At 60.8% G+C, this 22,251-nt stretch carries 22 protein-coding genes; 14 read left to right on the plus strand and 8 right to left on the minus strand.

Features of this window, described 5'->3' with window-relative positions:
- Nucleotides 1–38: 38 nt before the first annotated feature.
- The 6 genes from tsaE to trxA are packed head-to-tail and all read left to right on the plus strand — an operon-like array spanning nt 39 to nt 8,867.
- A complete protein-coding gene (gene tsaE, locus MHM88_RS10650) occupies nt 39–515 on the plus strand; it encodes a tRNA (adenosine(37)-N6)-threonylcarbamoyltransferase complex ATPase subunit type 1 TsaE (protein ID WP_239364251.1) in 477 nt (158 codons plus the stop codon).
- Complete coding sequence (locus MHM88_RS10655; RefSeq protein ID WP_239364254.1) at nt 512–1,510, plus strand: aminoglycoside phosphotransferase family protein; 999 nt, start codon at nt 512–514, stop codon at nt 1,508–1,510. The genes tsaE and MHM88_RS10655 overlap by 4 nt, the downstream gene beginning before the upstream one ends.
- Nucleotides 1,507–2,196 (plus strand): nucleotidyltransferase family protein, encoded by a 690-nt coding sequence (locus tag MHM88_RS10660; RefSeq protein WP_239364257.1) that lies wholly within the window; start codon nt 1,507–1,509, stop codon nt 2,194–2,196. The genes MHM88_RS10655 and MHM88_RS10660 overlap by 4 nt, the downstream gene beginning before the upstream one ends.
- A complete protein-coding gene (gene addB / locus MHM88_RS10665) occupies nt 2,189–5,122 on the plus strand; it encodes a double-strand break repair protein AddB (RefSeq protein WP_239364274.1) in 2,934 nt (977 codons plus the stop codon). The genes MHM88_RS10660 and addB overlap by 8 nt, the downstream gene beginning before the upstream one ends.
- The gene (addA, locus tag MHM88_RS10670; RefSeq protein ID WP_239364281.1) at nt 5,119–8,484 is read left to right on the plus strand and encodes a double-strand break repair helicase AddA; all 3,366 of its coding nucleotides are present in this window, start codon (nt 5,119–5,121) and stop codon (nt 8,482–8,484) included. Before addB ends, addA begins: the two co-directional genes overlap by 4 nt.
- 35 nt (nt 8,485–8,519) lie before the next feature.
- Nucleotides 8,520–8,867 carry a thioredoxin gene (gene trxA, locus MHM88_RS10675; protein ID WP_227512115.1) on the plus strand — a complete coding sequence of 116 codons (348 nt, stop codon included), beginning with the start codon at nt 8,520–8,522 and terminating at the stop codon, nt 8,865–8,867.
- Nucleotides 8,868–9,009: 142 nt separating this feature from the next.
- Here the strand turns inward: trxA and MHM88_RS10680 are convergent, their stop codons facing one another.
- Entirely contained in the window at nt 9,010–9,204 is a 195-nt protein-coding gene (locus MHM88_RS10680; protein ID WP_239322260.1) for a DUF1127 domain-containing protein, read from the minus strand.
- A gap of 236 nt (nt 9,205–9,440) precedes the next feature.
- Here MHM88_RS10680 and hslV point away from each other — a divergent pair, with 236 nt between their 5' ends.
- From hslV to MHM88_RS10700, 4 genes are all read left to right on the plus strand, one after another.
- Nucleotides 9,441–9,998 carry an ATP-dependent protease subunit HslV gene (gene hslV / locus MHM88_RS10685; RefSeq protein WP_239322261.1) on the plus strand — a complete coding sequence of 186 codons (558 nt, stop codon included), beginning with the start codon at nt 9,441–9,443 and terminating at the stop codon, nt 9,996–9,998.
- On the plus strand, nt 9,995–11,050 hold the full coding sequence (locus MHM88_RS10690) for a hypothetical protein (RefSeq protein WP_239364282.1): 1,056 nt from the start codon (nt 9,995–9,997) through the stop codon (nt 11,048–11,050). Before hslV ends, MHM88_RS10690 begins: the two co-directional genes overlap by 4 nt.
- Nucleotides 11,051–11,065: 15 nt before the next feature.
- Nucleotides 11,066–12,376 (plus strand): ATP-dependent protease ATPase subunit HslU, encoded by a 1,311-nt coding sequence (gene hslU / locus MHM88_RS10695; RefSeq protein ID WP_239322263.1) that lies wholly within the window; start codon nt 11,066–11,068, stop codon nt 12,374–12,376.
- Between the two features lie 169 nt (nt 12,377–12,545).
- On the plus strand, nt 12,546–13,667 hold the full coding sequence (locus MHM88_RS10700) for an alpha/beta hydrolase (RefSeq protein ID WP_239364284.1): 1,122 nt from the start codon (nt 12,546–12,548) through the stop codon (nt 13,665–13,667).
- 7 nt (nt 13,668–13,674) lie between these two features.
- Here MHM88_RS10700 and MHM88_RS10705 read toward each other — a convergent pair whose 3' ends face one another.
- From MHM88_RS10705 to MHM88_RS10715, 3 genes are read right to left on the minus strand one after another with little or no spacing between them, the layout of a single operon-like run.
- Complete coding sequence (locus tag MHM88_RS10705) at nt 13,675–14,277, minus strand: Smr/MutS family protein (RefSeq protein WP_239322265.1); 603 nt, start codon at nt 14,275–14,277, stop codon at nt 13,675–13,677.
- Entirely contained in the window at nt 14,277–15,335 is a 1,059-nt protein-coding gene (locus MHM88_RS10710; RefSeq protein ID WP_239364286.1) for a murein transglycosylase A, read from the minus strand. The genes MHM88_RS10705 and MHM88_RS10710 overlap by 1 nt, the downstream gene beginning before the upstream one ends.
- Nucleotides 15,332–15,988: a Tim44/TimA family putative adaptor protein gene (locus MHM88_RS10715; RefSeq protein WP_239322267.1), complete on the minus strand. Its 657-nt coding sequence runs from the start codon at nt 15,986–15,988 to the stop codon at nt 15,332–15,334. The genes MHM88_RS10710 and MHM88_RS10715 overlap by 4 nt, the downstream gene beginning before the upstream one ends.
- Nucleotides 15,989–16,102: 114 nt before the next feature.
- Here MHM88_RS10715 and MHM88_RS10720 point away from each other — a divergent pair, with 114 nt between their 5' ends.
- Nucleotides 16,103–16,603: an FxsA family protein gene (locus MHM88_RS10720; RefSeq protein WP_239322268.1), complete on the plus strand. Its 501-nt coding sequence runs from the start codon at nt 16,103–16,105 to the stop codon at nt 16,601–16,603.
- Nucleotides 16,604–16,667: 64 nt separating this feature from the next.
- Nucleotides 16,668–17,165 (plus strand): protein-export chaperone SecB, encoded by a 498-nt coding sequence (secB, locus tag MHM88_RS10725; RefSeq protein ID WP_239322269.1) that lies wholly within the window; start codon nt 16,668–16,670, stop codon nt 17,163–17,165.
- Between the two features lie 60 nt (nt 17,166–17,225).
- On the opposite strand, the gene dnaQ is transcribed toward secB, so the two are convergent.
- Genes dnaQ through MHM88_RS10745 form a run of 4 tightly spaced genes read right to left on the minus strand, consistent with a single transcriptional unit; the run spans nt 17,226 to nt 19,972 of the window.
- Nucleotides 17,226–17,960 (minus strand): DNA polymerase III subunit epsilon, encoded by a 735-nt coding sequence (gene dnaQ, locus MHM88_RS10730; protein ID WP_239322270.1) that lies wholly within the window; start codon nt 17,958–17,960, stop codon nt 17,226–17,228.
- Nucleotides 17,953–18,546, minus strand: a complete 594-nt coding sequence (gene coaE / locus MHM88_RS10735) for a dephospho-CoA kinase (protein WP_239364288.1) — start codon at nt 18,544–18,546, stop codon at nt 17,953–17,955. The genes dnaQ and coaE overlap by 8 nt, the downstream gene beginning before the upstream one ends.
- Nucleotides 18,543–19,376: a shikimate dehydrogenase gene (locus MHM88_RS10740; protein ID WP_239364291.1), complete on the minus strand. Its 834-nt coding sequence runs from the start codon at nt 19,374–19,376 to the stop codon at nt 18,543–18,545. Before MHM88_RS10740 ends, coaE begins: the two co-directional genes overlap by 4 nt.
- Nucleotides 19,373–19,972: a nucleoside triphosphate pyrophosphatase gene (locus MHM88_RS10745; protein ID WP_239364294.1), complete on the minus strand. Its 600-nt coding sequence runs from the start codon at nt 19,970–19,972 to the stop codon at nt 19,373–19,375. The genes MHM88_RS10740 and MHM88_RS10745 overlap by 4 nt, the downstream gene beginning before the upstream one ends.
- A gap of 418 nt (nt 19,973–20,390) precedes the next feature.
- Here MHM88_RS10745 and MHM88_RS10750 point away from each other — a divergent pair, with 418 nt between their 5' ends.
- Complete coding sequence (locus MHM88_RS10750; protein ID WP_239322274.1) at nt 20,391–20,846, plus strand: CopD family protein; 456 nt, start codon at nt 20,391–20,393, stop codon at nt 20,844–20,846.
- Nucleotides 20,847–20,973: 127 nt separating this feature from the next.
- Nucleotides 20,974–22,245 carry a transcription termination factor Rho gene (gene rho / locus MHM88_RS10755; protein WP_239322275.1) on the plus strand — a complete coding sequence of 424 codons (1,272 nt, stop codon included), beginning with the start codon at nt 20,974–20,976 and terminating at the stop codon, nt 22,243–22,245.
- Nucleotides 22,246–22,251: the final 6 nt, after the last annotated feature.

The raw sequence follows: 22,251 nt of genomic DNA on the forward strand, positions 1-22,251 counted from the left end.
CGCTTGCGGAGCCCTGCGCGCAACGTCATTGTGGCGCCATGACAAAACGCTCCGCAACCTGCCGGCTGCCCAGCAGCGAGGCAACTTCAGAATTGGCCCAGACCATCGCCCGGATCCTCGTTCCGGGCGATGTTGTCTTGCTTGACGGGCCGATCGGCGCTGGAAAAACCCATTTCGCCCGCAGCCTGATCCAATCCCTCATGGAGGTGCCCGAGGATGTGCCCTCCCCCACCTTTACGCTGGTGCAAACCTATGAGGTACCCACGGGTGAGCTGTGGCATGCGGACCTCTACCGGCTGTCCCATGTGGACGAGGTCGAGGAACTCGGGTTGATCGCCGCCTTTGACGACGCAATCTGCCTGATCGAATGGCCGGAGAAACTCGAAGATCTGCGCCCCGAAAACGCCCTCACGCTGCGCTTTTCACTGGACGAGGATAGCGAGGACGCGCGGCAGATGGAGCTTGTCTGGAGCGCGGACAAATGGGATTCGCGGCTGAAAGGGATCATGCCATGACCACGCGCAAGAGCGAAATCGACAGCTTTCTGGCGGCGCATGGCTACGCGGGCTGGAACGCCACCCCGCTTGCCGGAGATGCCTCCAGCCGCCGCTATCAGCGGCTGACCTCCACCGGTGGCACACTTGCGGTCCTGATGGATTGGCCCCCCGCAGATGGCGGCGATACCCGGCCATTTGCAGAGCTAGCGGAGGACCTGCGCGCGCGTGGCGTATCCGCACCGGAGATCCTGGCAGAGGATCACGCAAAGGGCCTGCTGCTGATCGAGGATCTGGGCGATGCGCTGTTCACGGAGGTGATCGCCGCTGATGCGACCGCCGAACTGCCGCTTTACCGCGCGGCTGTGGATCTGCTGGTGCATCTTCATGACACCCCAGCGCCTGCCCTTCCCCCGCTCGGCCCCCGGATCATGGCGGAAATGACCGGGCTTGCCTTTAGTGAGTACCGCAGCGCCATCCTCGGCGATCCCGCAGAGGCGGCCCGTATTCGGTTCGAGAACAGGTTCGAGGATATCCTGCGCAACCACCTGCAAGGCGACATGGTGTTTGTGCATCGCGATTTTCACGCCCAGAACCTGCTCTGGCTGCCAGAACGGGACGGAATTGCCAAAGTCGGGGTCATCGACTTTCAGGACGCCAAAGCCGGTCATCGCGCCTATGATCTGGTGTCGCTGTTGCAGGACGCCCGCCGCGACGTCCCGGCCGGTATCGAGATGCAGATGATCGACCATTACATCCGCGCAACCGGCGTCGAGGAGGCAAGCTTTCGCAGCGCCTATACGGTCACGGGCGTACAGCGCAATATGCGTATCCTCGGCATCTTTGCGCGCCTGTCGCAGCAGTTTGGCAAACACCACTATATCGATCTTGTACCGCGCGTCTGGGACCATTTCGAACGCGGGCTGAACCACCCCGCCCTCGCCAGCGTGGCGGAGGAGTTGCTCTCCGCCCTGCCCGCCCCGACACCCGAGGCCATGGAGAGGCTGCGCGCATGACTGCCCCGACCGCTGTTATGATCTTTGCTGCCGGATTTGGCACCCGCATGGGCGCGCTCACCGCCGACAGACCAAAGCCGATGATCCCCGTGGCTGGGCGGCCGCTGATTGATCATGCGCTGGATCTGGTCTCTGACATCACGCCCCAGCGCGTTGTTATCAATACGCATTACAAGGCCGAAGTTCTGACAACCCATCTGCAGGGGCGTGATGTCCTCATCAGTCATGAGGGGGACGAAATCCTTGATACCGGTGGTGGGCTGAAACAGGCGCGTCCCCTGCTCGATGCGACTTGCAGCTATACGCTGAACCCCGATGTTGCATGGCGCGGGCCCAATCCTCTCATGGTGTTGCGGGACGCTTGGCGACCGGAACACATGGATGCGCTGTTGCTCTGTGTGCCGACCGCGCGCGCCGTGGGGCGATTGGGGGCCGGAGATTTCACCGCAAGTAACGCGGGTCACATCACCCGTGGGGGCGATCTCGTCTATACGGGTGCGCAGATCATCAAACTCGACCAGCTAGATCGCGTGATTGAAAAGGTGTTCTCCCTCAACTCCTTGTGGGACCTTCTCATTCCCGACGCGCGCGTCTCGGCGGTTGAATACCCCGGCCAGTGGTGCGACGTGGGCCGCCCCGAGGGGATTACCTTGGCCGAAGACATGATGGCACGCGCAGATGTTTGACCCCAGCCAGACCACACCGCGTCTGTTCGCCGTTCCCTGTGGTGTGGATTTCCCGCGCGCGCTTGTGGATGGGCTGAGCCAGCGATTTGCAGATCAACCGCCAGAGGCGCTGGCCCGGGTTGAGCTGATCCTGAACACCGAACGCATGCAGCGCCGGGTGCGTCAACTGTTCGACAGCGGCCCGGCGCGGCTTTTGCCACGTATTTCGCTGCTGTCAGGCCTCAGCAAACAGGCCAATCTACGCGGTCTGCCCACGGCATTGCCGCCGCTGCGCCGCCGGTTGGAGCTGTCACAACTGATTGCAAAACTCCTTGATGCGCAGCCCGATCTGGCGGCGCGCGCGTCGCTCTATGATCTCTCGGACAGTCTGGCCGAGTTGATCGACGAGATGCAAAGCGAAGGCGTGACCACAGACCAGATCCGCGCGCTGGATGTGTCGGATATGTCCGGGCACTGGAAACGCGCGCAGGATTTCATCGGCATCGCCGATCAGTTCGTCGAAATGCACGACGGCGCGCTCGACGTGAATGCGCGGCAACGGCAGGTGGTTCTGGATCTGATTGCGGAGTGGGAACACACGCCCCCGCAACACCCGATCATCCTGGCAGGTTCCACCGGGTCGCGCGGCACCACGCTCTTGCTGATGGAAGCCATCGCGCGCCTGCCGCAGGGTGCCGTGGTCCTGCCGGGGTTCGACTTTGACCAACCGGACCCTGTCTGGGACAGTCTGGCCGACGGGTTGGTTGCAGAGGATCATCCGCAATACCGGTTTTTCAAGTTGATGCGCGATCTTGATCTGCGCCCGCGCGACATTCGCGCTTGGGTCGATACGAAACCCGTATCCCCACCGCGCAACAAGTTGATTTCGCTGGCTCTTCGCCCAGCGCCCGTGACCGACGCATGGATGACCGAAGGCCCGCATCTGACCGATCTGGATCAAGCCACAGGCGCGTTGACGCTCATCGAGGCCGCAAGCCCCCGCAGCGAGGCCTTGGCAATTGCACTGCGTCTGCGTCAGGCCGCCGAGGACGGGCAGACTGCGGCATTGATCACACCGGATCGGATGCTTACCCGTCAGGTCTCTGCCGCGCTGGATCGCTGGAACATCCTGCCGGACGATTCCGCGGGTCTGCCGCTACAGCTGTCGCCACCGGGTCGGTTCTTGCGCCATGTCGCGGATCTGTTTTGTCGGCCCTTGCAGGCCGATATGCTGCTGACACTGCTGAAACACCCGCTGACCCACTCCGGCGAGGAGCGTGGTCACCATTTGAAGCAGACACGCGAGCTAGAGCTCAGCCTCCGAAAATACGGCCCCCCATTTCCTGACGAAAATTCACTTCGCAAATTCGGGCTGACCCGAGGGGCAATTCCCGAATGGGCGGAATGGGTCGCGACAACGTTTACAGGACGTGAAATCTCCGGACCACTTAAACTAACCGACTGGGTTGCAACATTACGAGCGACCGCTGAGAAGATCGCGCGCGGTTATCAACATTCCGATGCTGGCGAACTTTGGGACAAGAAGGCTGGGCGCAAGGCACTTGAGATTTTTGAAGAGCTTGAAGCCGAGGCACCCCATGGCGGCGAAATGACCGCCCGTGATTTTGCAGACCTTTTGGGCGCGCTGCTGTCACAAGGCGAAGTGCGTGATCGCGATGCGCCCTATGGGTCTATCATGATCTGGGGCACCCTGGAGGCACGGGTGCAGGGCGCTGATCTGGTCATCCTTGGCGGGCTGAATGAAGGCAGCTGGCCCGAAGCCGCAAGCCCCGATCCATGGCTCAACCGCAAACTGCGCCACGAGGCTGGTTTGCTCTTGCCAGAGCGGCGCATTGGTCTGTCGGCGCATGATTTTCAGCAGGCGGTCGCGGCACCCGAAGTCTGGCTCACCCGTGCGGTGCGGTCCGAAGAGGCCGACACAGTGCCCTCGCGTTGGCTCAATCGAATGACCAACCTCCTGGGTGGGTTGCCGGATCAGGGCGGTCAGGCCGCGCTGTCCGCGATGCGCATGCGGGGGCAGGTCTGGCTGGATTGGGCCAGCGTTCTGGATGCGCCGCAGCCCGCGCCGCTCAGCCCCCGGCCCTCGCCGCGCCCGCCGGTTGCGGCAAGGCCCCGTCGTCTGACTGTGACAGAGATCCCCAAACTGATCCGCGACCCTTATGCGATCTACGCCAAACACGTATTGCGGCTGAAACCAGTGGACCCTTTGTTGCAGGAACCAGACGCCCTGCTGCGTGGCACCATCATCCATAAGGTGCTGGAAGATTTTATAAAATCCGCTCAGGAACAGCCAGAAACTCTCACCGCCCGTGCGTTTATCGAGCAATCACAGCGCATCCTAGAGGCGGAGGTGCCATGGCCGGTTGCCCGCACGCTCTGGCTGACGCGCTTGAAAAAAGTAGCGGAGGATTTTGTCTCTGGTGAGCGGGAGCGCCAATTGCGTGCCCGCCCGTCGGGGTTTGAGAAATCCGGTCAGGTCCGCCTTGATCCCCTCGATTTCGAGATCGCCGCCAAGGCCGACAGGATTGATGTGGATGAGCGCGGCATGCTGCATCTTTATGACTATAAAACCGGGGACCCGCCCTCGGAAAAACAACAGAAATCCTTTGAAAAGCAGCTCTTGATCGAGACCGCCATGGCAGAGCAAGGCGCATTCGAAGACTATGGTGCAGCACGGGTGGAACGGTCCCTCTACATCGGGCTGAAGCCTCCGGTGAAAGAAGTTGCGGCCCCTATTCTGGATGAACCACCCGCCAAGGTCTGGGAAGAGTTGCGCTGCCTGATTGAGGCTTATTTTGACGCCGAACAGGGCTACAGCAGCCGCCGCATGGTGCACCGGGATGACTTCGCCGGGGATTACGACCACCTCGCCCGCTACGGCGAATGGGATCGCAGCTCGGACCCTGTGCCGGAGGATTTGACATGAGCCGCAACGCCGCGTCCGAGGCGCAGTTTCGCGCCGCCCGCCCCGATGCCTCCACATGGCTCGCAGCCAATGCCGGGTCGGGCAAGACCAAGGTTCTGACCGACCGGGTTGCACGGCTGCTGCTGCGCGGGGTGGAACCGCAACATATTCTCTGCCTGACCTACACCAAGGCCGCCGCCAGCGAGATGCAGAACCGGCTGTTTCAGCGTTTGGGGGAGTGGGCGATGCTGCCCGATGCCAAACTGCGCGCGGCACTGGTGGACCTTGGTGCCGAAGATGCCTCTGTCGGGGACGGGCTGGCGCAGGCACGCACCCTCTTTGCGCGCGCGATCGAGACGCCGGGTGGTCTCAAGATCCAGACCATTCACTCGTTCTGTTCATCGCTTCTGCGCCGTTTCCCGCTGGAGACCGGTGTCAGCCCGCAGTTTTCCGAAATGGAAGATCGCGCCGCCGCCATACTGCGTGCGGAAATAACCGAGGATATGGCGCAAGGCCCCGACGCGCATGTGGTCGAGGCCGCTTCCTTTCATATCGGTGGTCTGGATTTCGAGAGCCTGACAGCCGAGATTTGTCGCCGGCAAGCTGGATTTGACCCCGACCTCAACCGCAATGCGCTGGGTGAAGTGTTCGAGCTGCCCGCTGGCTATGATCTGGAGGCGCTGAGATCCGAGGTGTTTCTCGGCAATGAGGCCGACATCCTGTCCCGCACCATCGAGATGCTGAAAACCGGCGGGGCGACGGATGCCAAGAACGCCGAGAAACTCGCGCGGATTTCCTCCGTCACACCAGAGATCCTGCCCATTCTGGAGGATGTGTTCCTCACCGGGAAAAGCGCAAAAGAGCCCTTCAGCGCCAAGATCGGCAGCTTTCCCACCAAGAAACTGCGCGAAAGCCATGGCACGCTGATGGATCAGCTAGAGCCCTTCATGGCGCGGGTCGAAACAGCCCGCCCCCGTCGTCTTGCGCTGGATGCGATGGAGAAATCGCTCGTCCTGCACGATTTTGCCCGGGTGTTCCTACCGGAATATGAGCGGCGCAAACAGCTGCGGGGCTGGCTTGATTTCGACGACCTTATCGTCAAGGCCCGCAACCTTCTGAATGATCCAGCGGTCGCGGCTTGGGTGCTCTATCGTCTGGACGGCGGCATCGACCATATCCTTGTGGATGAGGCCCAGGACACCAGCCCGGTGCAATGGGATGTGGTGGAGAAACTGGCGCAGGAGTTCACCGCTGGCGAAGGTGCCCGCGCTGATGTTGAGCGCACTATTTTTGTGGTCGGCGACAAGAAACAGTCGATCTATTCCTTTCAAGGGGCCGACCCTGATGCCTTTGATCGCATGCAGGCGGAGTTCGGGCGCAGGCTCGAGGAGACCGGCGAGGGCTTGCAGAACGCAAGTCTTGCGTTTTCGTTCCGCTCCTCTGCGGCGATCCTTGGTCTGGTTGACGTGGTGTTTGATGGGCAGGACCGGGCCGGTTTTGCGCGCGACGCCAAACACCAGGCGTTTAAATCCGACCTGCCGGGACGGGTGGACCTGTGGCCGTTGGTGGAAAAGACAGAGGATGAGGAAGACCGCGACTGGACGGACCCGGTCGACCGCCCAAGCCCGCGCCACCATTCCGTAATCCTCGCCGAACGGATCGCCGGGCAGATCAAGGAGATGATCGACAGCGGCGTCACCATCCCCGAAGATGGCCCCGAGCGTGGCACGTTCCAGCGCCGCCCCGTGCATGCAGGCGATTTCCTGATCCTTGTGCAGCGCCGGTCGGACCTGTTTTCCGAGATCATTCGCGCCTGCAAGGCCGCCGGGCTGCCAATCGCGGGCGCTGACCGCCTCAAGGTTGGGGCCGAGTTGGCGGTGAAGGATATTGCAGCCTTGCTGCGGTTCCTTGCATTGCCAGAGGACTCACTGTCACTTGCCGAAGCCCTGAAATCACCGATCTTTGGCTGGAGCGAGCAACGGCTCTTTGACCTCGCGCATCGACGCACAGAGATGCACCTCTGGCCTGCCTTGCGTGCGCGATCAGAGGCATTCCCGGAAACCATGGCGATCCTCGATGATCTTCGGGGTCAGGCGGATTTCCTGCGCCCCTATGATCTGATCGAACGTATCCTGACCCGCCATCTGGGCCGTGCAAAATTGCTGGGGCGTCTTGGCACCGAGGCTGAGGATGGCATCAACGCGCTGTTGTCGCAGGCATTGGCCTATGAACGCACGGAGGTGCCAAGCCTGACCGGGTTCCTTGTCTGGATGCAGACCGATGATCTGGAGATCAAGCGCCAGATGGGCGCTGCCAGTTCGATGATCCGGGTGATGTCGGTGCATGGCTCCAAGGGGCTGGAGGCCCCGATCGTGATCCTGCCCGACACCACCAAGCGCCGCCCCTCGCCTGCGCCAGAGGTAATGGAGGTCGAAGGCACGCCCCTATGGCGCATGAGCAGTGACCAGATGCCACCCGCCATGGATGCCGCCCGCGCGTTTGCGCAGGAAAAACAGGCCAACGAACGGTTGCGACTGCTCTATGTGGCGCTGACGCGGGCGGAAAAATGGCTAATCGTGGCCGGGGCCGGTGATATCGATAAGGGCGGAGACAGCTGGTATCAGCGGGTAGAAGCGGCCCTGAAAACCATGGGTGCCCTGCCCTTTGACGCCCCCGGCGGAGACGGCTTGCGGTGGGCGCATGGAGACTGGAATGCCCCGCCTTTTGTACCGTCCGATCTGACCGAAGAAGAAGAAATCACGCTACCAGACGTCTTTCGCCGCGCAGCGCCCGCCTATGTGGCGCCCACAGCGACCCTGCGCCCGTCCGAAGATCTGGGCGGGGCCAAGGCCTTGCCCGGTGACAGTGGCCTCAGCGAAGAAGAAGCCAAGGCCCGTGGCACGGCACTGCACCTCCTGCTCGAACATCTGCCGAATGTGCCGCAGGCAGATTGGGACAGTCGCGCCGAACATATCGCGCAGCATGTCGACTGGCAGGGCCTCCTAATTGAGGCGCGTCAGGTGCTCTCTTCGCCCAAGTGCAAAGAGATATTCGCACCCACGACACTTGCAGAGGTGCCCATCACCGCAAATCTGGGCGATACTCGCATGCATGGCATTATCGACCGACTGGTGGTGACGCCAGACCGGGTGCTTGCGGTCGATTTCAAGTCCAACGCGGTTGTCCCCCAAAGCCCCGAAACCTGCCCCGAAGGTCTGTTGCGGCAGATGGGGGCCTATGATGCCGCACTGCGCCAGATCTATCCGGATCGCCAGATTGAGACCGCGATCCTCTGGACGCGCACTGCCACTCTGATGCCGCTTCCGGTCACCTTGATCACACAGGCGCGTGAACGCGCTGCTTTCCAGCGGCTGGAACCTTGACGCCGCCTGCTGGCGTCCATAGGTTCCGGGTCCAGTTGCCAAACTTCTCAGGAGACATACCCATGTCCACCGTAGCCGTTACCGACGCGACCTTCGACGCCGAAGTCAAGAATTCCGATGTCCCCGTTGTGGTGGACTTCTGGGCCGAATGGTGCGGCCCCTGTAAACAGATCGGCCCCGCTCTCGAAGAGCTGGCCGCCGAATACGGCGACAAGGTGAAAATCGCCAAAGTCGACGTTGACAGCAACCCGAACGCCGCCGCCGCAATGGGCGTGCGTGGCATTCCTGCGCTCTTCGTTTTCAAGGACGGTCAGGTGGTATCCAACCGCGCTGGCGCCGCCCCCAAAGCTGCGCTGAAAAGCTGGATCGACGAGGCGATCTGATCCTCCAGATCACCGAAATAGAGAAAGGCGCGTCCCGCGGGAGGCGCCTTTTTTCATGGCGGATCAGCTCGCCAGGCCCGGACAAAGGAAAAGCCGCCCTGGGTCAGGACGGCTTTTACGCTACCGGATATGTCATCTGGATTTAGAGCGCTTGGATTTCGGCGCGGGTCAGGCCGATGTCTTCGAGTTGTGCATCGGTCAGCGAGGACAGCGCCTTGCGAGTGATGCGGGCTTCGTTCCAGTCAGCAAAGTTGCTGCGCAGGTTGAAGAAGAAATCGACTGCGCGCAGAACTGCGACGGAGCCGGCCGGTGCAATGATGGTGCTTGCGTTTGCCATGATCGTGTTCCTTGATAGATCCAGCCGACCCCTTGTCGGTTGTTGATGACCATGTAGGCGCGTCTGCTGAGTCTCACAATTGCCCATTCTTCAGCCCCGAATTGCACCGGATGCATAGCAAATGAGCAGTTTGTTAACGCGCGCACGTGCTTGCGAAGATCCGGCGGAGTTTGGCCCTGCCCTTGTGCCGGGCCAGCGATACTTCCATATAGGTCGGCAAAGAAACGGAGGCTTTTATGGCAGAGGATCAATTCCCCGGCTGGCACGGCACCACCATCATCGGCGTCCGCAAGGGCGGTGAGGTCGTGGTGGCCGGTGACGGGCAGGTATCACTGGGACAGACCGTGATCAAAGGCAGCGCCCGGAAGGTCCGCAGGCTGTCGCCGGGCGGATATGATGTCGTCGCGGGATTCGCCGGATCGACCGCCGATGCCTTTACCCTGCTGGAACGGCTCGAAGCCAAGCTGGAAGCGACGCCCGGGCAGCTTCAGCGTGCCAGTGTCGAGCTGGCCAAGGACTGGCGCACCGACAAATACCTGCAAAAGCTCGAGGCCATGCTGATCGTCACCGATGGCAAGGATCTCTACGTCATCACCGGCGCAGGCGACGTGCTGGAGCCGGAACATGACGTCGCGGCGATCGGCTCTGGCGGCAATTTCGCACTGGCGGCCGCGCGCGGCATGATGGACAGCGACCGTGACGCAGAAACAGTGGCCCGTGACGCAATGGCGATCGCCTCCGACATCTGTGTCTACACCAACGGCAACCTCACCGTGGAGCGCATCGCCAAATGATCTCGCGTGACGATCTCCGGGCGGCGGTTGGCTCCGGGCTGCTGTCCGAAGCGCAGGCGGCGTCGCTGTCGGCGCTGGCGGACAGTCGGCGCGGGGCGCGCGAGAATCTCGCACCAGGCGATGAGCCCTTTGAGCTGTTCAAGGGCTTCAACGAGATCTTCATCGTTGTCGGGCTGGGGATCCTCGCCATGGGGTGGATCGCTGTGAACACCGCCTCGATGCTGACCGAGATCGTCAACTATCGCACCCAGGCCACCACCGCCGCGCTGATAGGCGCCGCCGTGCTCTGGGGGCTTTCTGAGTATTTCATCCGCCGCCGCCGGATGGTGGCACCTGCCATTGCCCTGTCGGTGATGTTTGCAGGCAATGCCGCAACCGGTTTTATTGCACAATACGCCCAGCCTTTCATGATCGCGCAGCAGGATTATTCCTCGTTGCCGATGGCATTGACCCTGTCGACGCTGGCGCTTTTTGCGTTCTGGGGACGGTTCCGCGTGCCCTTTGCCATGGCGCTGATCGCGCTTGGCCTGTTTGCAGTGGCGCTGATTGTCGCGGCGGATCAATCAGGTGTCCCCACCGAACTGGGTGATCTGTTCCGCCTCAGCGCCAATGGGCCGTTTGCGTGGATCACCCTGGCGGTGGGTCTGCTGGTCTTTGCGGTCGCCATGGCCTTTGACCTCAGCGACCCGCATCGCGTGACCCGCCGCTCCGCCCAAGGGTTCTGGCTCCATGTGGTGGCGGCACCGGCGCTGGTGAACACCATCGCGCTATCGCTCCTCGAAGGCGATCAGGGGCTGCTGCTGGCGATTGTGCTGGCGTTCTTTGCGCTCGTTGCCATCGTAATCGATCGCCGATCGTTCCTGATCACCGCCATCGGCTATATCGTGGCGCTGAGCACAACCGTCTTCGACAGCGAGGGCACCGGGATCAGCATCCTGGCGCTTGGCGTGGTGCTGGTGATCCTTGGTGCCTTCTGGGCCCGGATTCGCGCCGCGCTGCTCTCGCTTCTTTCCGGCGTGCTGCCGCTGCATCGGCTGCCGCCTTCTCACTGACCTCAAGGGATAGACATGACTGATCTGACCCCCCGCGAAATCGTTTCCGAACTCGACCGGTTCATCATCGGCCAAAAAGACGCCAAGCGCGCTGTCGCCGTGGCCCTGCGCAACCGCTGGCGGCGCAAGCAGCTGCCGGATGATCTGCGTGACGAGGTGCATCCCAAGAACATCCTGATGATCGGCCCCACCGGTGTCGGCAAGACCGAGATCTCTCGCCGCCTGGCCAAACTTGCCCGCGCGCCCTTCATCAAGGTCGAGGCCACCAAGTTCACCGAGGTTGGCTATGTCGGCCGCGATGTCGAACAGATCGTGCGTGATCTGGTCGATGCGGCGATCGTTCAGACCCGTGAGCACATGCGCAATGATGTAAAAAGCAAGGCGCACAAGGCGGCAGAGGACCGCGTCCTGCACGCGATCGCAGGCGAAGATGCCCGCGACAGCACGCTGGACATGTTCCGCAAGAAGCTCAAAGCGGGGGAACTGGATGACACCGTGATCGAGCTGGACATCGCCGACACCTCAAACCCGATGGGGGGCATGTTCGAGATCCCCGGACAGCCGGGCGGCAACATGGGGATGATGAACCTTGGCGACCTCTTTGGCAAAGCCATGGGTGGCCGCACGACGCGCAAGAAGATGACAGTGGCCGAAAGCTATGACGTGCTGATCGGCGAAGAGGCGGACAAGCTGCTGGATGATGAAACCGTCACCAAGGCGGCCCTGACCTCTGTGGAGCAGAACGGCATCGTGTTCCTTGATGAGATCGACAAGGTCTGTGCGCGCACGGACGCGCGGGGGGGTGATGTCAGCCGTGAAGGCGTCCAACGGGACCTGTTGCCCTTGATCGAGGGCACCACCGTCAGCACCAAACATGGCCCGGTCAAGACCGACCACATCCTGTTTATCGCCTCTGGTGCCTTTCACATCGCCAAACCCTCGGATCTGCTGCCAGAACTCCAGGGGCGCTTGCCGATCCGCGTCAACCTGCGTGCGCTCAGCGAAGAGGATTTTGTCCGTATTCTGACCGAAACCGACAATGCGCTGACCCGTCAGTACGAAGCCCTCCTCGGCACCGAAAAGGTCAAGGTCACCTTTACCAAGGACGGCATTCACGCGCTTGCGCAGATTGCGGCAGAGGTCAACCACAGCGTTGAGAACATCGGCGCGCGGCGTCTTTATACGGTGATGGAACGTGTCTTTGAGGAACTTTCCTTTGCTGCACCGGACCGGTCCGGCGAAGAGATCACCGTCGATGAGGCCTTTGTGAACAAGAACCTTGGCGAACTGACAAAATCCGCCGATCTCAGCCGCTATGTTCTCTAGGCGTAAGGGGCGGCGTCTGCTCGATCCCTCCCGGATGTGGTTTGATCCCCTGATGACGTAGGATCAGGGGCTTTCCCCGCACTCGTGGGCTAGATCTTTGCGTCTCATTCGCTACCTTTCGCACGCAGATCGCGACGTGGTCGGCGATCAAGGTGTAAAGGGTCATGAGATGATAAAACACGTGCTGGCGATCTGCATGGCCGTCCTGATGACAGGCTGTGCGGATCGGGATCTGATGCCGATCTTGCCTGACGCCGTTCAGGTCGGCACGCCTCTTACCGTGTTTGCAACCACCACGCGCGAGATGGAACCGGATGGCACCTTCGGGTTCGGCAGATCCGATCAGTTGCAGATGATGGAGCTGACCGTCACCATCCCGCCGACCCACAGCCCCGGAGAGCTGTCCTACCGGCACAAGAATCCTGATCCGCACAAGAACTTCGCGATCGCGGCAGAGCACCCCGTAGCCTCTGTTGCGGAGTTGCGCAGCCGGTTCATTCGGGAGCAGCAGGAAAACGACTGGCCGCTGCGTGAAGTGACGATTTTTGTGCATGGCTACAACAGCACCCATCCCGAGACCGCCTATCGCGCCGCACAAATGGCGCATGATGTGGATCTGCCGGGATCGCTGGTGATGTATTCCTGGCCCAGCCGGGGCCGGGCCTTCGGATATGCCTATGACATCGACAGCATGCTCTTTGCCCGCGACGGGTTGGAAGAAACCATCAGACGGGTCAAACGGGCAGGGGCGCAGCGTATCATTCTGGTGGCGCATTCCATGGGCTCTGCGCTGACGATGGAAATGTTGCGACAGGCGGATCTGCATGATCCCGGCTGGGCGGCACGCACGCTCAATGGCGGTGTGATGCTGATTTCGCCTGACCTCGACGTGGATCTGTTCGAGAGCCAGATGGCGGATCTGCGGACAGTCCCGCAACCTTTTGCGGTGATGGTGTCGGAGAAGGATCGCATCCTCAATATCTCCGGTCGCTTGCGCGGCACCAATCAGGGCGAACGCCTCGGCAATATCAAATCCGCGGATCGGCTGGAGAGATGGCCGATCGAGGTGATCGACCTGACTGCGTTCAATGCCGATGCGGCATCCGGGCATTTTGTGGCCGCGACGTCACCAAGCCTGCTCGCCGTGCTGCGGTCTGCGGGCAACGTGAGCCGTGTCTTTGGCCCCGTTGATCCCAGCCTGCTCCAGCAGATTCTGCCCCAATCCCAAAAGGTCGTGAACACGCAGGGCAAACTGATGATCGAACGTCAGCAACGCCGCGAAAACCGCTAGGCTGAGCTTAGCGGTTTCGGCGCAAGTAGACGTAATAGGCACCCTCTCCGCCATGACTGAGATGCGCAGGGGTGACTTGCAGCACCGCCTGGGCCAATGGCGGGATTGTCAGCCATTGCGGAACCTGATGGCGCAGGACGCCACGCGGCACCGGCATCGGCCCCTCGACGTCGCGATCCTTGCCCTTGCCGGTAATCACCAGGACCAGCCGTTTGTCGGCCGCCTGCGCCGTCAGGATAAAGCGCGTCAGCGCCCCATGTGCCGCATCTATCCGCATGCCATGCAGATCCAGCTTGCCTTCCGGCTTCAGTTTGCCCCGCTTCATCCGGCGATAGGCCTTTTCATCCATGCGCAAGGGGGCCGTTGCCAGTTTACGACCGGGAGAGGGCTTCAGGTCATGACCCATCGCCTTGTCCCGCGCCTGGCTGCCCACTTCGAAATGGGGCAGGGCGGCGTTCGGGGCGCGTTGCGGCTTTGGCTTTGGTTTCGGGGCAGGGGGGACCGCATGATCCCCCGCCTTCTTGTCGCGATCCGCATGCAGGCGTTCGGCGTGTTTCACAACCTTTTGCCAGAGGTCGATCTCGTCATCTGTCAGTTTGCGCCGGGTCATCACAGATCATCCGGCAACAGGGCATAGGCGCGCTGTATCGGCATCAGGACCAGCATCCTGCCGGGATCACGCAGCTGGCCGGCCTTCCGTCCGGCCTCATCGCCAGCCCCAAAGAAGATATCGGCACGTTGCGCCCCCTTGATGGCAGAGCCTGTGTCCTGCGCGATCATCAATCGATGCATCCTCGACTGACCGTTTTTCTCGATCCAGACCGGGGCACCAAGCGGCGTAAAGGCAGGATCGACCGCGATCGACCGCATGGGTGTAATCGACCTGTTCATCGCGCCCAGAGGTCCTCTGTGTGCCGCGACACGTTTGATTTCCCGAAAGAAAACATAAGACGGATTGTGCATCAGCAGCTCTGCGCCCGGGCCGGGGTTGCGCCGCACCCAGTTCTGGATCACCTGGGCGCTGACCTGATGCAGATTGTAGATGCCACGCCGGACCAGCTCTTGCCCGATCGAACGGTAGGGGTGCCCGTTTGCCCCGCCATAGCCCAGCCGGATGGTTGATCCATCCTCAAGCCGAATCCGGCCAGAGCCCTGAATCTGCAGAAAGAACAGCTCGACCGGGTCATCGACCCAGGCGATCTCCAGCCCACGACCTTTCATCACACCCGAGGTCAGAATATCGCGACGAGACAACCACAAAGAGGTCTGCCGAGCCTCCGGCGGCATCCGATAGACCGGGTAACGATACCGGGCATCTGGTGTGCGTGCCCCGTTCAACTCCGGTTCGAAATAGCCGGTAAACAGGCCCGCCTTGCCATCCTCGATCAGCACCGGGCGGAAGAACAGTTCAAAGAAGGCCCGCGCGCCACCATCATCCGCGTTATGCGCCATGGCGCAGAGCGATTGCCAATCCGCCCCGTCCATGTCCATGCAGGTTTCCCTGAAGACGCGAAGGGCCTCGACATGGTTGTCGAGGTCCCAGTCCGGAAGATCCGAAAACTCCAGTATCTGATGCGACGGACCGGTCGCGGGTTGCGCTCCGGCGCCGGAACAGAGGGCTGCGAGCAGAACGCCCGCGCCCAGTCCCCGCCGGAGCGCCCCGATCATGCGTCCGTCGCCACCAGTTGCCAGTTCGGATCGTCGCCGCCCATCTGGCGAGAGAACGTCCAGGTGTCCTTCTGACGCTTCACCGCCTTCGGATCACCCTCGACAATTTCGCCCGACCGATCCCGCACGGCAGAGGTCAGCTCGCCGACAAACCGAACCGTGATGTCAGCCGTCGAGGTGGCCGCATCAAAGGTCGCATCCTCGATAACGGTTTCCCGGACGCCAATAAATTCGGCTTCGATCGTCAGCCCCTGATCTTCGCGCGCGGCAACGGCGTCAACAAAGCTCTGGAAGATTTCATCGGAGATAAACGGCTGAATTCCGTCAAGTTCCCCGGTTTCGAACCCCATCAGGATCATCTCGTAGGCGCCGCGGGCACCCTGCACGAATTCAGCCACGTGGAAAGAGGGCTCTGCCCGCTTCATTTCCGCAAGCGCCTGCGCCTGGGGGCTGCCCTCATCGACATAGGCGACGATGTCATCATCGGGACTCCCCTCGATCACCTCAAACTTGCGTTGCGGCGTACGGGGCTCGCTCCCCGCCAACGGGGGTTTCTCGAACCCTTCGCGTGTACCCAGAACGCTTTTCAGGCGCAGGATCAGGAAGACCGCGATGCCAGCCAGGACCAAAAGCTCTATCAAGGGCGACTCCATTTATACCTCTTCGTCCATCAGGACCTGTCGGTTTGAAACCGACGCACTCTGCTCTTATGTAGGTGACAGGCGGGACCAAGTCCACCGTTCTGCCCTATCGAGAGGACGCCTATCATGCCCCTTTTTCTGGCTTTTATGCTGGTACCCATCATCGAGATCGCCCTGTTCATTCAGGTTGGCAGCTTGATTGGCCTGTGGCCCACTCTCGGGATCGTGATCCTGACGGCGGTGCTGGGCACGTGGCTGGTCCGGACGCAGGGTCAACTGGCACTGGGGCAGCTGCGCGGATCATTCGAACGGCTGTCTGATCCCACCGAACCTTTGGCCCATGGTGCGATGATCCTGTTGGCCGGCGCGTTGTTGTTGACCCCCGGCTTCTTTACCGACGCCTTCGGGTTCCTGTTGCTTATGCCGGGATTTCGCACCCGCGCCTTCGCCTATCTACGCTCCAAGGTGCATGTGACCTCGTTTCAGATGGGCTCGCAGCACAGCCATCCGCGGTCAACCATGCATCCGTCCGGCCCAGAAGGTGACGTGATCGACGGCGATTTCGAAGAGGTCACCCCACGTCGCCGTCCCGAAGACCGGTCCGGCTGGGTTGAGGGCCCGAAATAAGACTTTGAGGATGTTTCCCCAAGCTGGTAAGCACGCTGCGACACGTTAAATTCAGGAGATTTCCATGGCCGAAAATGGCGCAGCCGAAGGCACAGGTCAGCAGCAAGTCCAGATGAATATTCTCGGACAGTTCATTCGCGATCTGTCCTTTGAAAATGTGATGGCGCAAAAGGGCGTCGGTGGTGAAGTTCAGCCGGACGTCAACGTTCAGGTTGCACTTGATGCCAAGAAGCGAAGCACCGAGAACCAGTATGAAGTCATCACCAAGCTGACCATCGAATCCAAGAACAAGTCCGGCGGCGAAGTTCTGTTCGTGCTGGAGCTGGAATATGTCGGCATCTTCAACATCGCCGGCGTCCCCGAAGACCAGCTGCATCCGTTCCTGCTGATCGAATGCCCGCGGATGCTGTTCCCGTTCCTGCGTCGTATCGTTTCCGACATCAGCCGCGACGGTGGTTTCCCGCCGCTGAACCTCGACAATATCGACTTTGTCGCGATCTATCGCAATGAGCTGGCCCGCCGCCAGTCGGAAGGCGCCGCCGCGAGCGAGACGCCCAACTGATCCCGTTTGGGTTTTGTTGAACTGAACACAAAGCGCTGCGACCTCAGGTCGCGGCGCTTTTTACGTGTCGGGCGCCGCGTTCCAGAGCGCGTCTTCCCCGAGCTTTGCCACAAACTTCTCATGCTCCGCCTTTTCATCGGCGGTGAGCCGGGAGGGCAGGGCGGTGGCGCGGGGTTGCGGGCGCCAGTCGAGGTCCCCGGCGCTGGGTCCGCTATCTGACTGGGACGACAGACCAAAATCCGGCTGCCGGCCACCGATCAGTTCCAGATAGACATCGGCAAGAATTTCAGAGTCCAGAAGCGCGCCGTGCAGCGTTCGGTTGGAATTGTCGATGCTGAAACGCCGGCACAGCGCATCCAGCGTCGCAGGTGAGCCGGGAAACCGTTTGCGCGCCATCGCCAGGGTGTCGATCGCCTGGTCCATGGGCAGCTGCGGCAGGTTCATCCAGCCCAATTCGGCGTTCAGGAACTTCATATCGAAGCTGGCATTGTGGATGACCATCTTGGAATCACGCACAAAATCCAGAAACGCCTGCCCGACTTCGGCAAACAGCGGCTTGTCCTTCAGGGTCACCTGTCCGGGGCCCGGCGGCTGCGGCGGCTCCAGCAGGTCCGGCCCGATTCCATGGACGCCAAACGCCTCCTGCGGCATCGAGCGCTGCGGGTTGATATAGACGTGAAATGTCTCTCCGGTGGGCATGTGGTTGAGCAGCTCAACCGCCCCGATTTCGACGATGCGGTCGCCGGAAAACGGGTCAAAACCGGTGGTTTCCGTATCAAGTACGATTTCACGCATGCTCTGTCCTCCGTCTTATGTCCGCCAATATCTCTGCGACCTGGCTTCGGGCATGGTCGAGCGTATCGGTTTCGATCCTGTAGTCACTGCGGGCCAGCTTCTCGGAGATCGGCATCTGTTTTGCAAGGATCTGGCGGAATTGTTCGTCGCTCATGGTCCCGCGAGCCATCACCCGGTCTCGCTGCACCGCCGGTGCGACGTGGACGCAGGCCACAGCATCCATTTCGGCGTCCCCCCCGGTTTCAAACAGAAGCGGGATGTCGAAGACAAGCACATCGGACTGCGTGGTTTCGCGAAACCTTTGCCGGTCTGCCTGAACCAGCGGATGCACGATCGCCTCGATCTTCGAAAGGGCTGAGGGGTCTTCTGCGATAAGTGCTTTGAGGACCGACCGGTCAACCGTCCCGCCGACCGTTGCCTGCGGGAACAGCGCCGTGATCGGGCGGACCGCCGCGCCCCCCTCATCATACAGCCGATGCACCGCAGCGTCCGCATCCCAAACGGCACACCCGGCCTGCGCAAAGAGATCGGCCGTGGTCGATTTGCCCATGCCGATCGAGCCGGTCAGCCCCAGTGCAAATGTCATTTCAATGCTGCTTCGCGGGCGGCGTCATCAACGTCCGGACGTTGGCCGAACCAGCGTTCAAATCCCGGAACCGCCTGGTGCAACAGCATGCCAAGACCGTCGACCACCGTGCAGCCCGCATCCTCAGCGGTTTGCAACAACCCGGTCTTGAGCGGAGCGTATACCAGATCCGTGACCACGGTCCCCGGCTGCAACCCATCGAGAGGCACGCGCAGCGCGCGTTGACCAACCATGCCAAGGGACGTCGTATTCACCACCAGCGCGGCATCTTCGAGGATATTCCCGGCCTGGACCCAGTCTATGACCTTGATTTTCTGACCAAAGGCCTCGGCCAGATCATCGGCACGCGCGCGGGTACGGTTGGTGAGGCGGATTTCGGGAACGCCCGCCTCGATCAGGGACGCAACGACAGCACGGCTGGCCCCACCTGCGCCAAACACCGTCGCCGGCCCCGACTTGGGATCCCACTCCGGCGCTCCGTCATGCAGATTGGTGATAAAGCCGTATCCGTCGGTGTTGTCGGCGACAACAGATCCGTCCTCGCGAAAGATCAACGTGTTGGCCGCGCCCATCAGCTTGGCCCGGTCCGTGACCTTGTCGGCGATGTCCATGATCGCCTGCTTGTGCGGGATGGTGACATTGGCACCGACAAACCCCATCCGCGGCATCATCCGGACGACGGTTTCGAGGTCTTCGGGCTCCACGTGCATCGGCATGTAATGACCGTTGATGCCATGGGTCGTCAGCCAGTGACGATGAATCTGCGGCGACTTCGAATGCGCGATGGGGCAGCCGATCACACCGGCGAGGGGGACTTTCTGCTCTGTCATTGTTCGATAATCCCCTGCAATCCCAGATAGTTTATGAGTTCCAACATCGGCAATCCCAAGACATTAAAGTAGCTGCCGTCAATGGTTGTAAACAGCCGCACGCCCTCTTCTTCGAGTTTGTAGGCGCCGACCGCGTGGCGAATGCTCTCCCAGTTGCGGTCCACGTAGCTCTCCAGATAGGCGTCGCTGGCCATGCGCATCACCAGCCGCACCTGTCCGACATGGCGCCAGAGCGGCTCCCCATCGCGGTAGATCACGGCGGCCGACAACAACATGTGACGTTTGCCGCGCATCGCCTTGAGCTGATCCAGCGCCTGGTCCTTTGTGTCGGGCTTTGACAGCAGCGTGCCCTCAAAATCGAGCACCTGATCGCAGCCCAGAACCATCTCGCCGGGATGTTTTCCCGACACTTTGCGGGCTTTGGCCTCTGCAAGCGTGTCGGCAATGTCGCGTGGCGCGGCCCCTTCAGCCAGAAGCGCGGCCTTTATTGCGCCTTCGTCGACGCGTGCGACCTCCACACGGAACGCAACCCCCGCCTGACGGAGCAGGTGAGCGCGGATCTCCGATCCGGAAGCTAGCAGGATGTGGGTACTCATGTGGACAACCCTATGGGAAAACGTCTGATCATTCAGGGACGTTTTGTATGATTTTCCACCCTCAGCGCAAGGGTGGGACAACTCCCGAAATCTCAGGTGATTCCTCCGCGATTCCTCCATCGGGGATTGGGATAACTTTGATCACGTGGATAAGTCGCGCTCTCCCGGTTTGTCCCGATGTTATCCCCAGAGTCTCATATGTAAATATTTTGTTAACGCCTCTAATTTTAAGGGTGTTAAGGAGTTGTTCACCCTTCTGGCGGGAATAAGGCAAGAAAACTGTCCACCCTGTGCAGAACCGGTGTGAAGACTCGATAATCCACGGATTCCGGGGTGCACTACAAAAACATCATCCTTATAAAACTTATTAATTATATTAGGGTGGCCCACCGACCCGACTGCACCAAGGAAGCCTTCCATGGATCTGACTGATCTGATGTTCACCCTGTATCCTTACGTGAAATCGCTTCACATCATGGCAGTGATCAGTTGGATGGCGGGTCTCTTCTATCTCCCACGTCTGTTTGTGTATCACGTGGAGGAGGCTGAGAAGGTCCAGGATGTGGCGCCGATCTTTCTCACCATGGAACACAAACTGCTCAGAGTGATCATGGGTCCAGCAAGCGTTGTGACCTGGGTCGCAGGGCTGTTTATGGTGTTCACGCCGGGGCTGGTGGATTGGTCCTACATCTGGCCCTGGACCAAGGGCGCATCGGTGCTTGCGATGACATGGTTCCATCATTGGCTGATGTTTCGTCACAAGGACTTCAAAGCGGGCAAGAACACCCTCACAGGGCGCCAGTATCGCCTGATGAACGAGGTTCCGACCCTTCTGATGGTGGTGATCGTGGTCTCTGTGATCTTCAAGTTCTGACGCGGGGTTTGACTCACCTCCGGAGACTCACTATCTAGCGATAAAGCGGCCCCGTCCGGGATTCCCGCATTTTCCGTATTTGATACTGTGACGCCCTCCACCCTGAGGGAATAAAGGCCGTGTGCATATGACCGAGCAATCCCTGAACCTTTCCGATCTCAAGGCGCAAAGCCCAAAAGCCCTCCTGGCAATGGCCGAGGAGCTGGAGATCGAAAACGCCTCCACCATGCGCAAGGGCGAGATGATGTTCCAGATCCTGCGTGAACGCGCGGATGAGGGCTGGAACATCGGTGGGGATGGGGTTCTGGAAGTGCTCCAGGACGGTTTTGGCTTCCTGCGCTCGCCAGAGGCCAACTATCTGCCCGGTCCGGACGATATCTACGTCTCTCCTGACATGATCCGCCAGTTCTCGCTGCGCACCGGCGACACGGTTGAGGGACAGATCAAGGCACCGCTGGAGAACGAGCGTTACTTCGCCCTGACCACAGTGACCAAGATCAACTTTGAGGAGCCTGAAAAGGCCCGTCACAAGATCGCATTCGACAACCTGACGCCGCTGTACCCGGATGAGCGCCTGAACATGGAGATCGAGGATCCCACCGTGAAGGATCGCTCCGCGCGTGTGATCGACCTGGTTTCGCCGATCGGTAAGGGTCAGCGTTCGCTCATCGTGGCGCCGCCGCGGACCGGTAAGACGGTTCTGCTGCAAAACATCGCCCACTCGATCGAGCAGAACCACCCGGAATGCTATCTGATCGTCCTTCTGATCGACGAACGCCCCGAAGAGGTGACCGACATGCAGCGCTCCGTCAAAGGCGAGGTTGTGTCCTCCACCTTTGACGAGCCCGCAGCGCGTCACGTGGCGGTGTCCGAGATGGTCATTGAAAAAGCCAAACGCCTTGTTGAGCACAAGCGCGACGTGGTGATCCTGCTCGACTCGATCACGCGTCTCGGTCGTGCGTTCAACACGGTTGTGCCGTCGTCTGGTAAGGTCCTGACCGGTGGTGTCGACGCAAACGCCCTGCAACGTCCCAAGCGCTTCTTTGGTGCTGCGCGGAACATCGAAGAGGGCGGCTCGCTCACCATTATCGCAACCGCGCTGATCGACACAGGCAGTCGGATGGACGAGGTTATCTTTGAAGAATTCAAAGGTACGGGGAACTCCGAGATCGTTCTGGATCGGAAAATTGCCGACAAGCGCGTGTTCCCCGCCATCGACATTCTCAAGTCCGGCACGCGGAAAGAGGACCTTCTGGTCGACAAGGCGGATCTGGCCAAAACCTTTGTCCTGCGCCGTATCCTGAATCCGATGGGCACCACGGATGCGATCGAGTTCCTGCTTTCTAAGTTGAAGCAAACAAAGACAAATTCTGAGTTCTTCGACTCGATGAACACATAAACGGAG

Source organism: Epibacterium sp. MM17-32 (assembly GCF_022348205.1).
Taxonomy (GTDB): domain Bacteria; phylum Pseudomonadota; class Alphaproteobacteria; order Rhodobacterales; family Rhodobacteraceae; genus Epibacterium.

What these genes read in the sequence shown, in the direction of transcription:
- tsaE (WP_239364251.1), top strand. Translation starts at nt 39, where the DNA reads ATGACAAAACGCTCCGCAACCTGCCGGCTGCCCAGCAGCGAGGCAACT.
- MHM88_RS10655 (WP_239364254.1), top strand. Translation starts at nt 512, where the DNA reads ATGACCACGCGCAAGAGCGAAATCGACAGCTTTCTGGCGGCGCATGGC.
- MHM88_RS10660 (WP_239364257.1), top strand. Translation starts at nt 1,507, where the DNA reads ATGACTGCCCCGACCGCTGTTATGATCTTTGCTGCCGGATTTGGCACC.
- addB (WP_239364274.1), top strand. Translation starts at nt 2,189, where the DNA reads ATGTTTGACCCCAGCCAGACCACACCGCGTCTGTTCGCCGTTCCCTGT.
- addA (WP_239364281.1), top strand. Translation starts at nt 5,119, where the DNA reads ATGAGCCGCAACGCCGCGTCCGAGGCGCAGTTTCGCGCCGCCCGCCCC.
- MHM88_RS10680 (WP_239322260.1), bottom strand. Translation starts at nt 9,204, where the DNA reads ATGGCAAACGCAAGCACCATCATTGCACCGGCCGGCTCCGTCGCAGTT.
- hslV (WP_239322261.1), top strand. Translation starts at nt 9,441, where the DNA reads ATGGCAGAGGATCAATTCCCCGGCTGGCACGGCACCACCATCATCGGC.
- MHM88_RS10690 (WP_239364282.1), top strand. Translation starts at nt 9,995, where the DNA reads ATGATCTCGCGTGACGATCTCCGGGCGGCGGTTGGCTCCGGGCTGCTG.
- hslU (WP_239322263.1), top strand. Translation starts at nt 11,066, where the DNA reads ATGACTGATCTGACCCCCCGCGAAATCGTTTCCGAACTCGACCGGTTC.
- MHM88_RS10700 (WP_239364284.1), top strand. Translation starts at nt 12,546, where the DNA reads ATGATAAAACACGTGCTGGCGATCTGCATGGCCGTCCTGATGACAGGC.
- MHM88_RS10705 (WP_239322265.1), bottom strand. Translation starts at nt 14,277, where the DNA reads ATGACCCGGCGCAAACTGACAGATGACGAGATCGACCTCTGGCAAAAG.
- MHM88_RS10710 (WP_239364286.1), bottom strand. Translation starts at nt 15,335, where the DNA reads ATGATCGGGGCGCTCCGGCGGGGACTGGGCGCGGGCGTTCTGCTCGCA.
- MHM88_RS10715 (WP_239322267.1), bottom strand. Translation starts at nt 15,988, where the DNA reads ATGGAGTCGCCCTTGATAGAGCTTTTGGTCCTGGCTGGCATCGCGGTC.
- MHM88_RS10720 (WP_239322268.1), top strand. Translation starts at nt 16,103, where the DNA reads ATGCCCCTTTTTCTGGCTTTTATGCTGGTACCCATCATCGAGATCGCC.
- secB (WP_239322269.1), top strand. Translation starts at nt 16,668, where the DNA reads ATGGCCGAAAATGGCGCAGCCGAAGGCACAGGTCAGCAGCAAGTCCAG.
- dnaQ (WP_239322270.1), bottom strand. Translation starts at nt 17,960, where the DNA reads ATGCGTGAAATCGTACTTGATACGGAAACCACCGGTTTTGACCCGTTT.
- coaE (WP_239364288.1), bottom strand. Translation starts at nt 18,546, where the DNA reads ATGACATTTGCACTGGGGCTGACCGGCTCGATCGGCATGGGCAAATCG.
- MHM88_RS10740 (WP_239364291.1), bottom strand. Translation starts at nt 19,376, where the DNA reads ATGACAGAGCAGAAAGTCCCCCTCGCCGGTGTGATCGGCTGCCCCATC.
- MHM88_RS10745 (WP_239364294.1), bottom strand. Translation starts at nt 19,972, where the DNA reads ATGAGTACCCACATCCTGCTAGCTTCCGGATCGGAGATCCGCGCTCAC.
- MHM88_RS10750 (WP_239322274.1), top strand. Translation starts at nt 20,391, where the DNA reads ATGGATCTGACTGATCTGATGTTCACCCTGTATCCTTACGTGAAATCG.
- rho (WP_239322275.1), top strand. Translation starts at nt 20,974, where the DNA reads ATGACCGAGCAATCCCTGAACCTTTCCGATCTCAAGGCGCAAAGCCCA.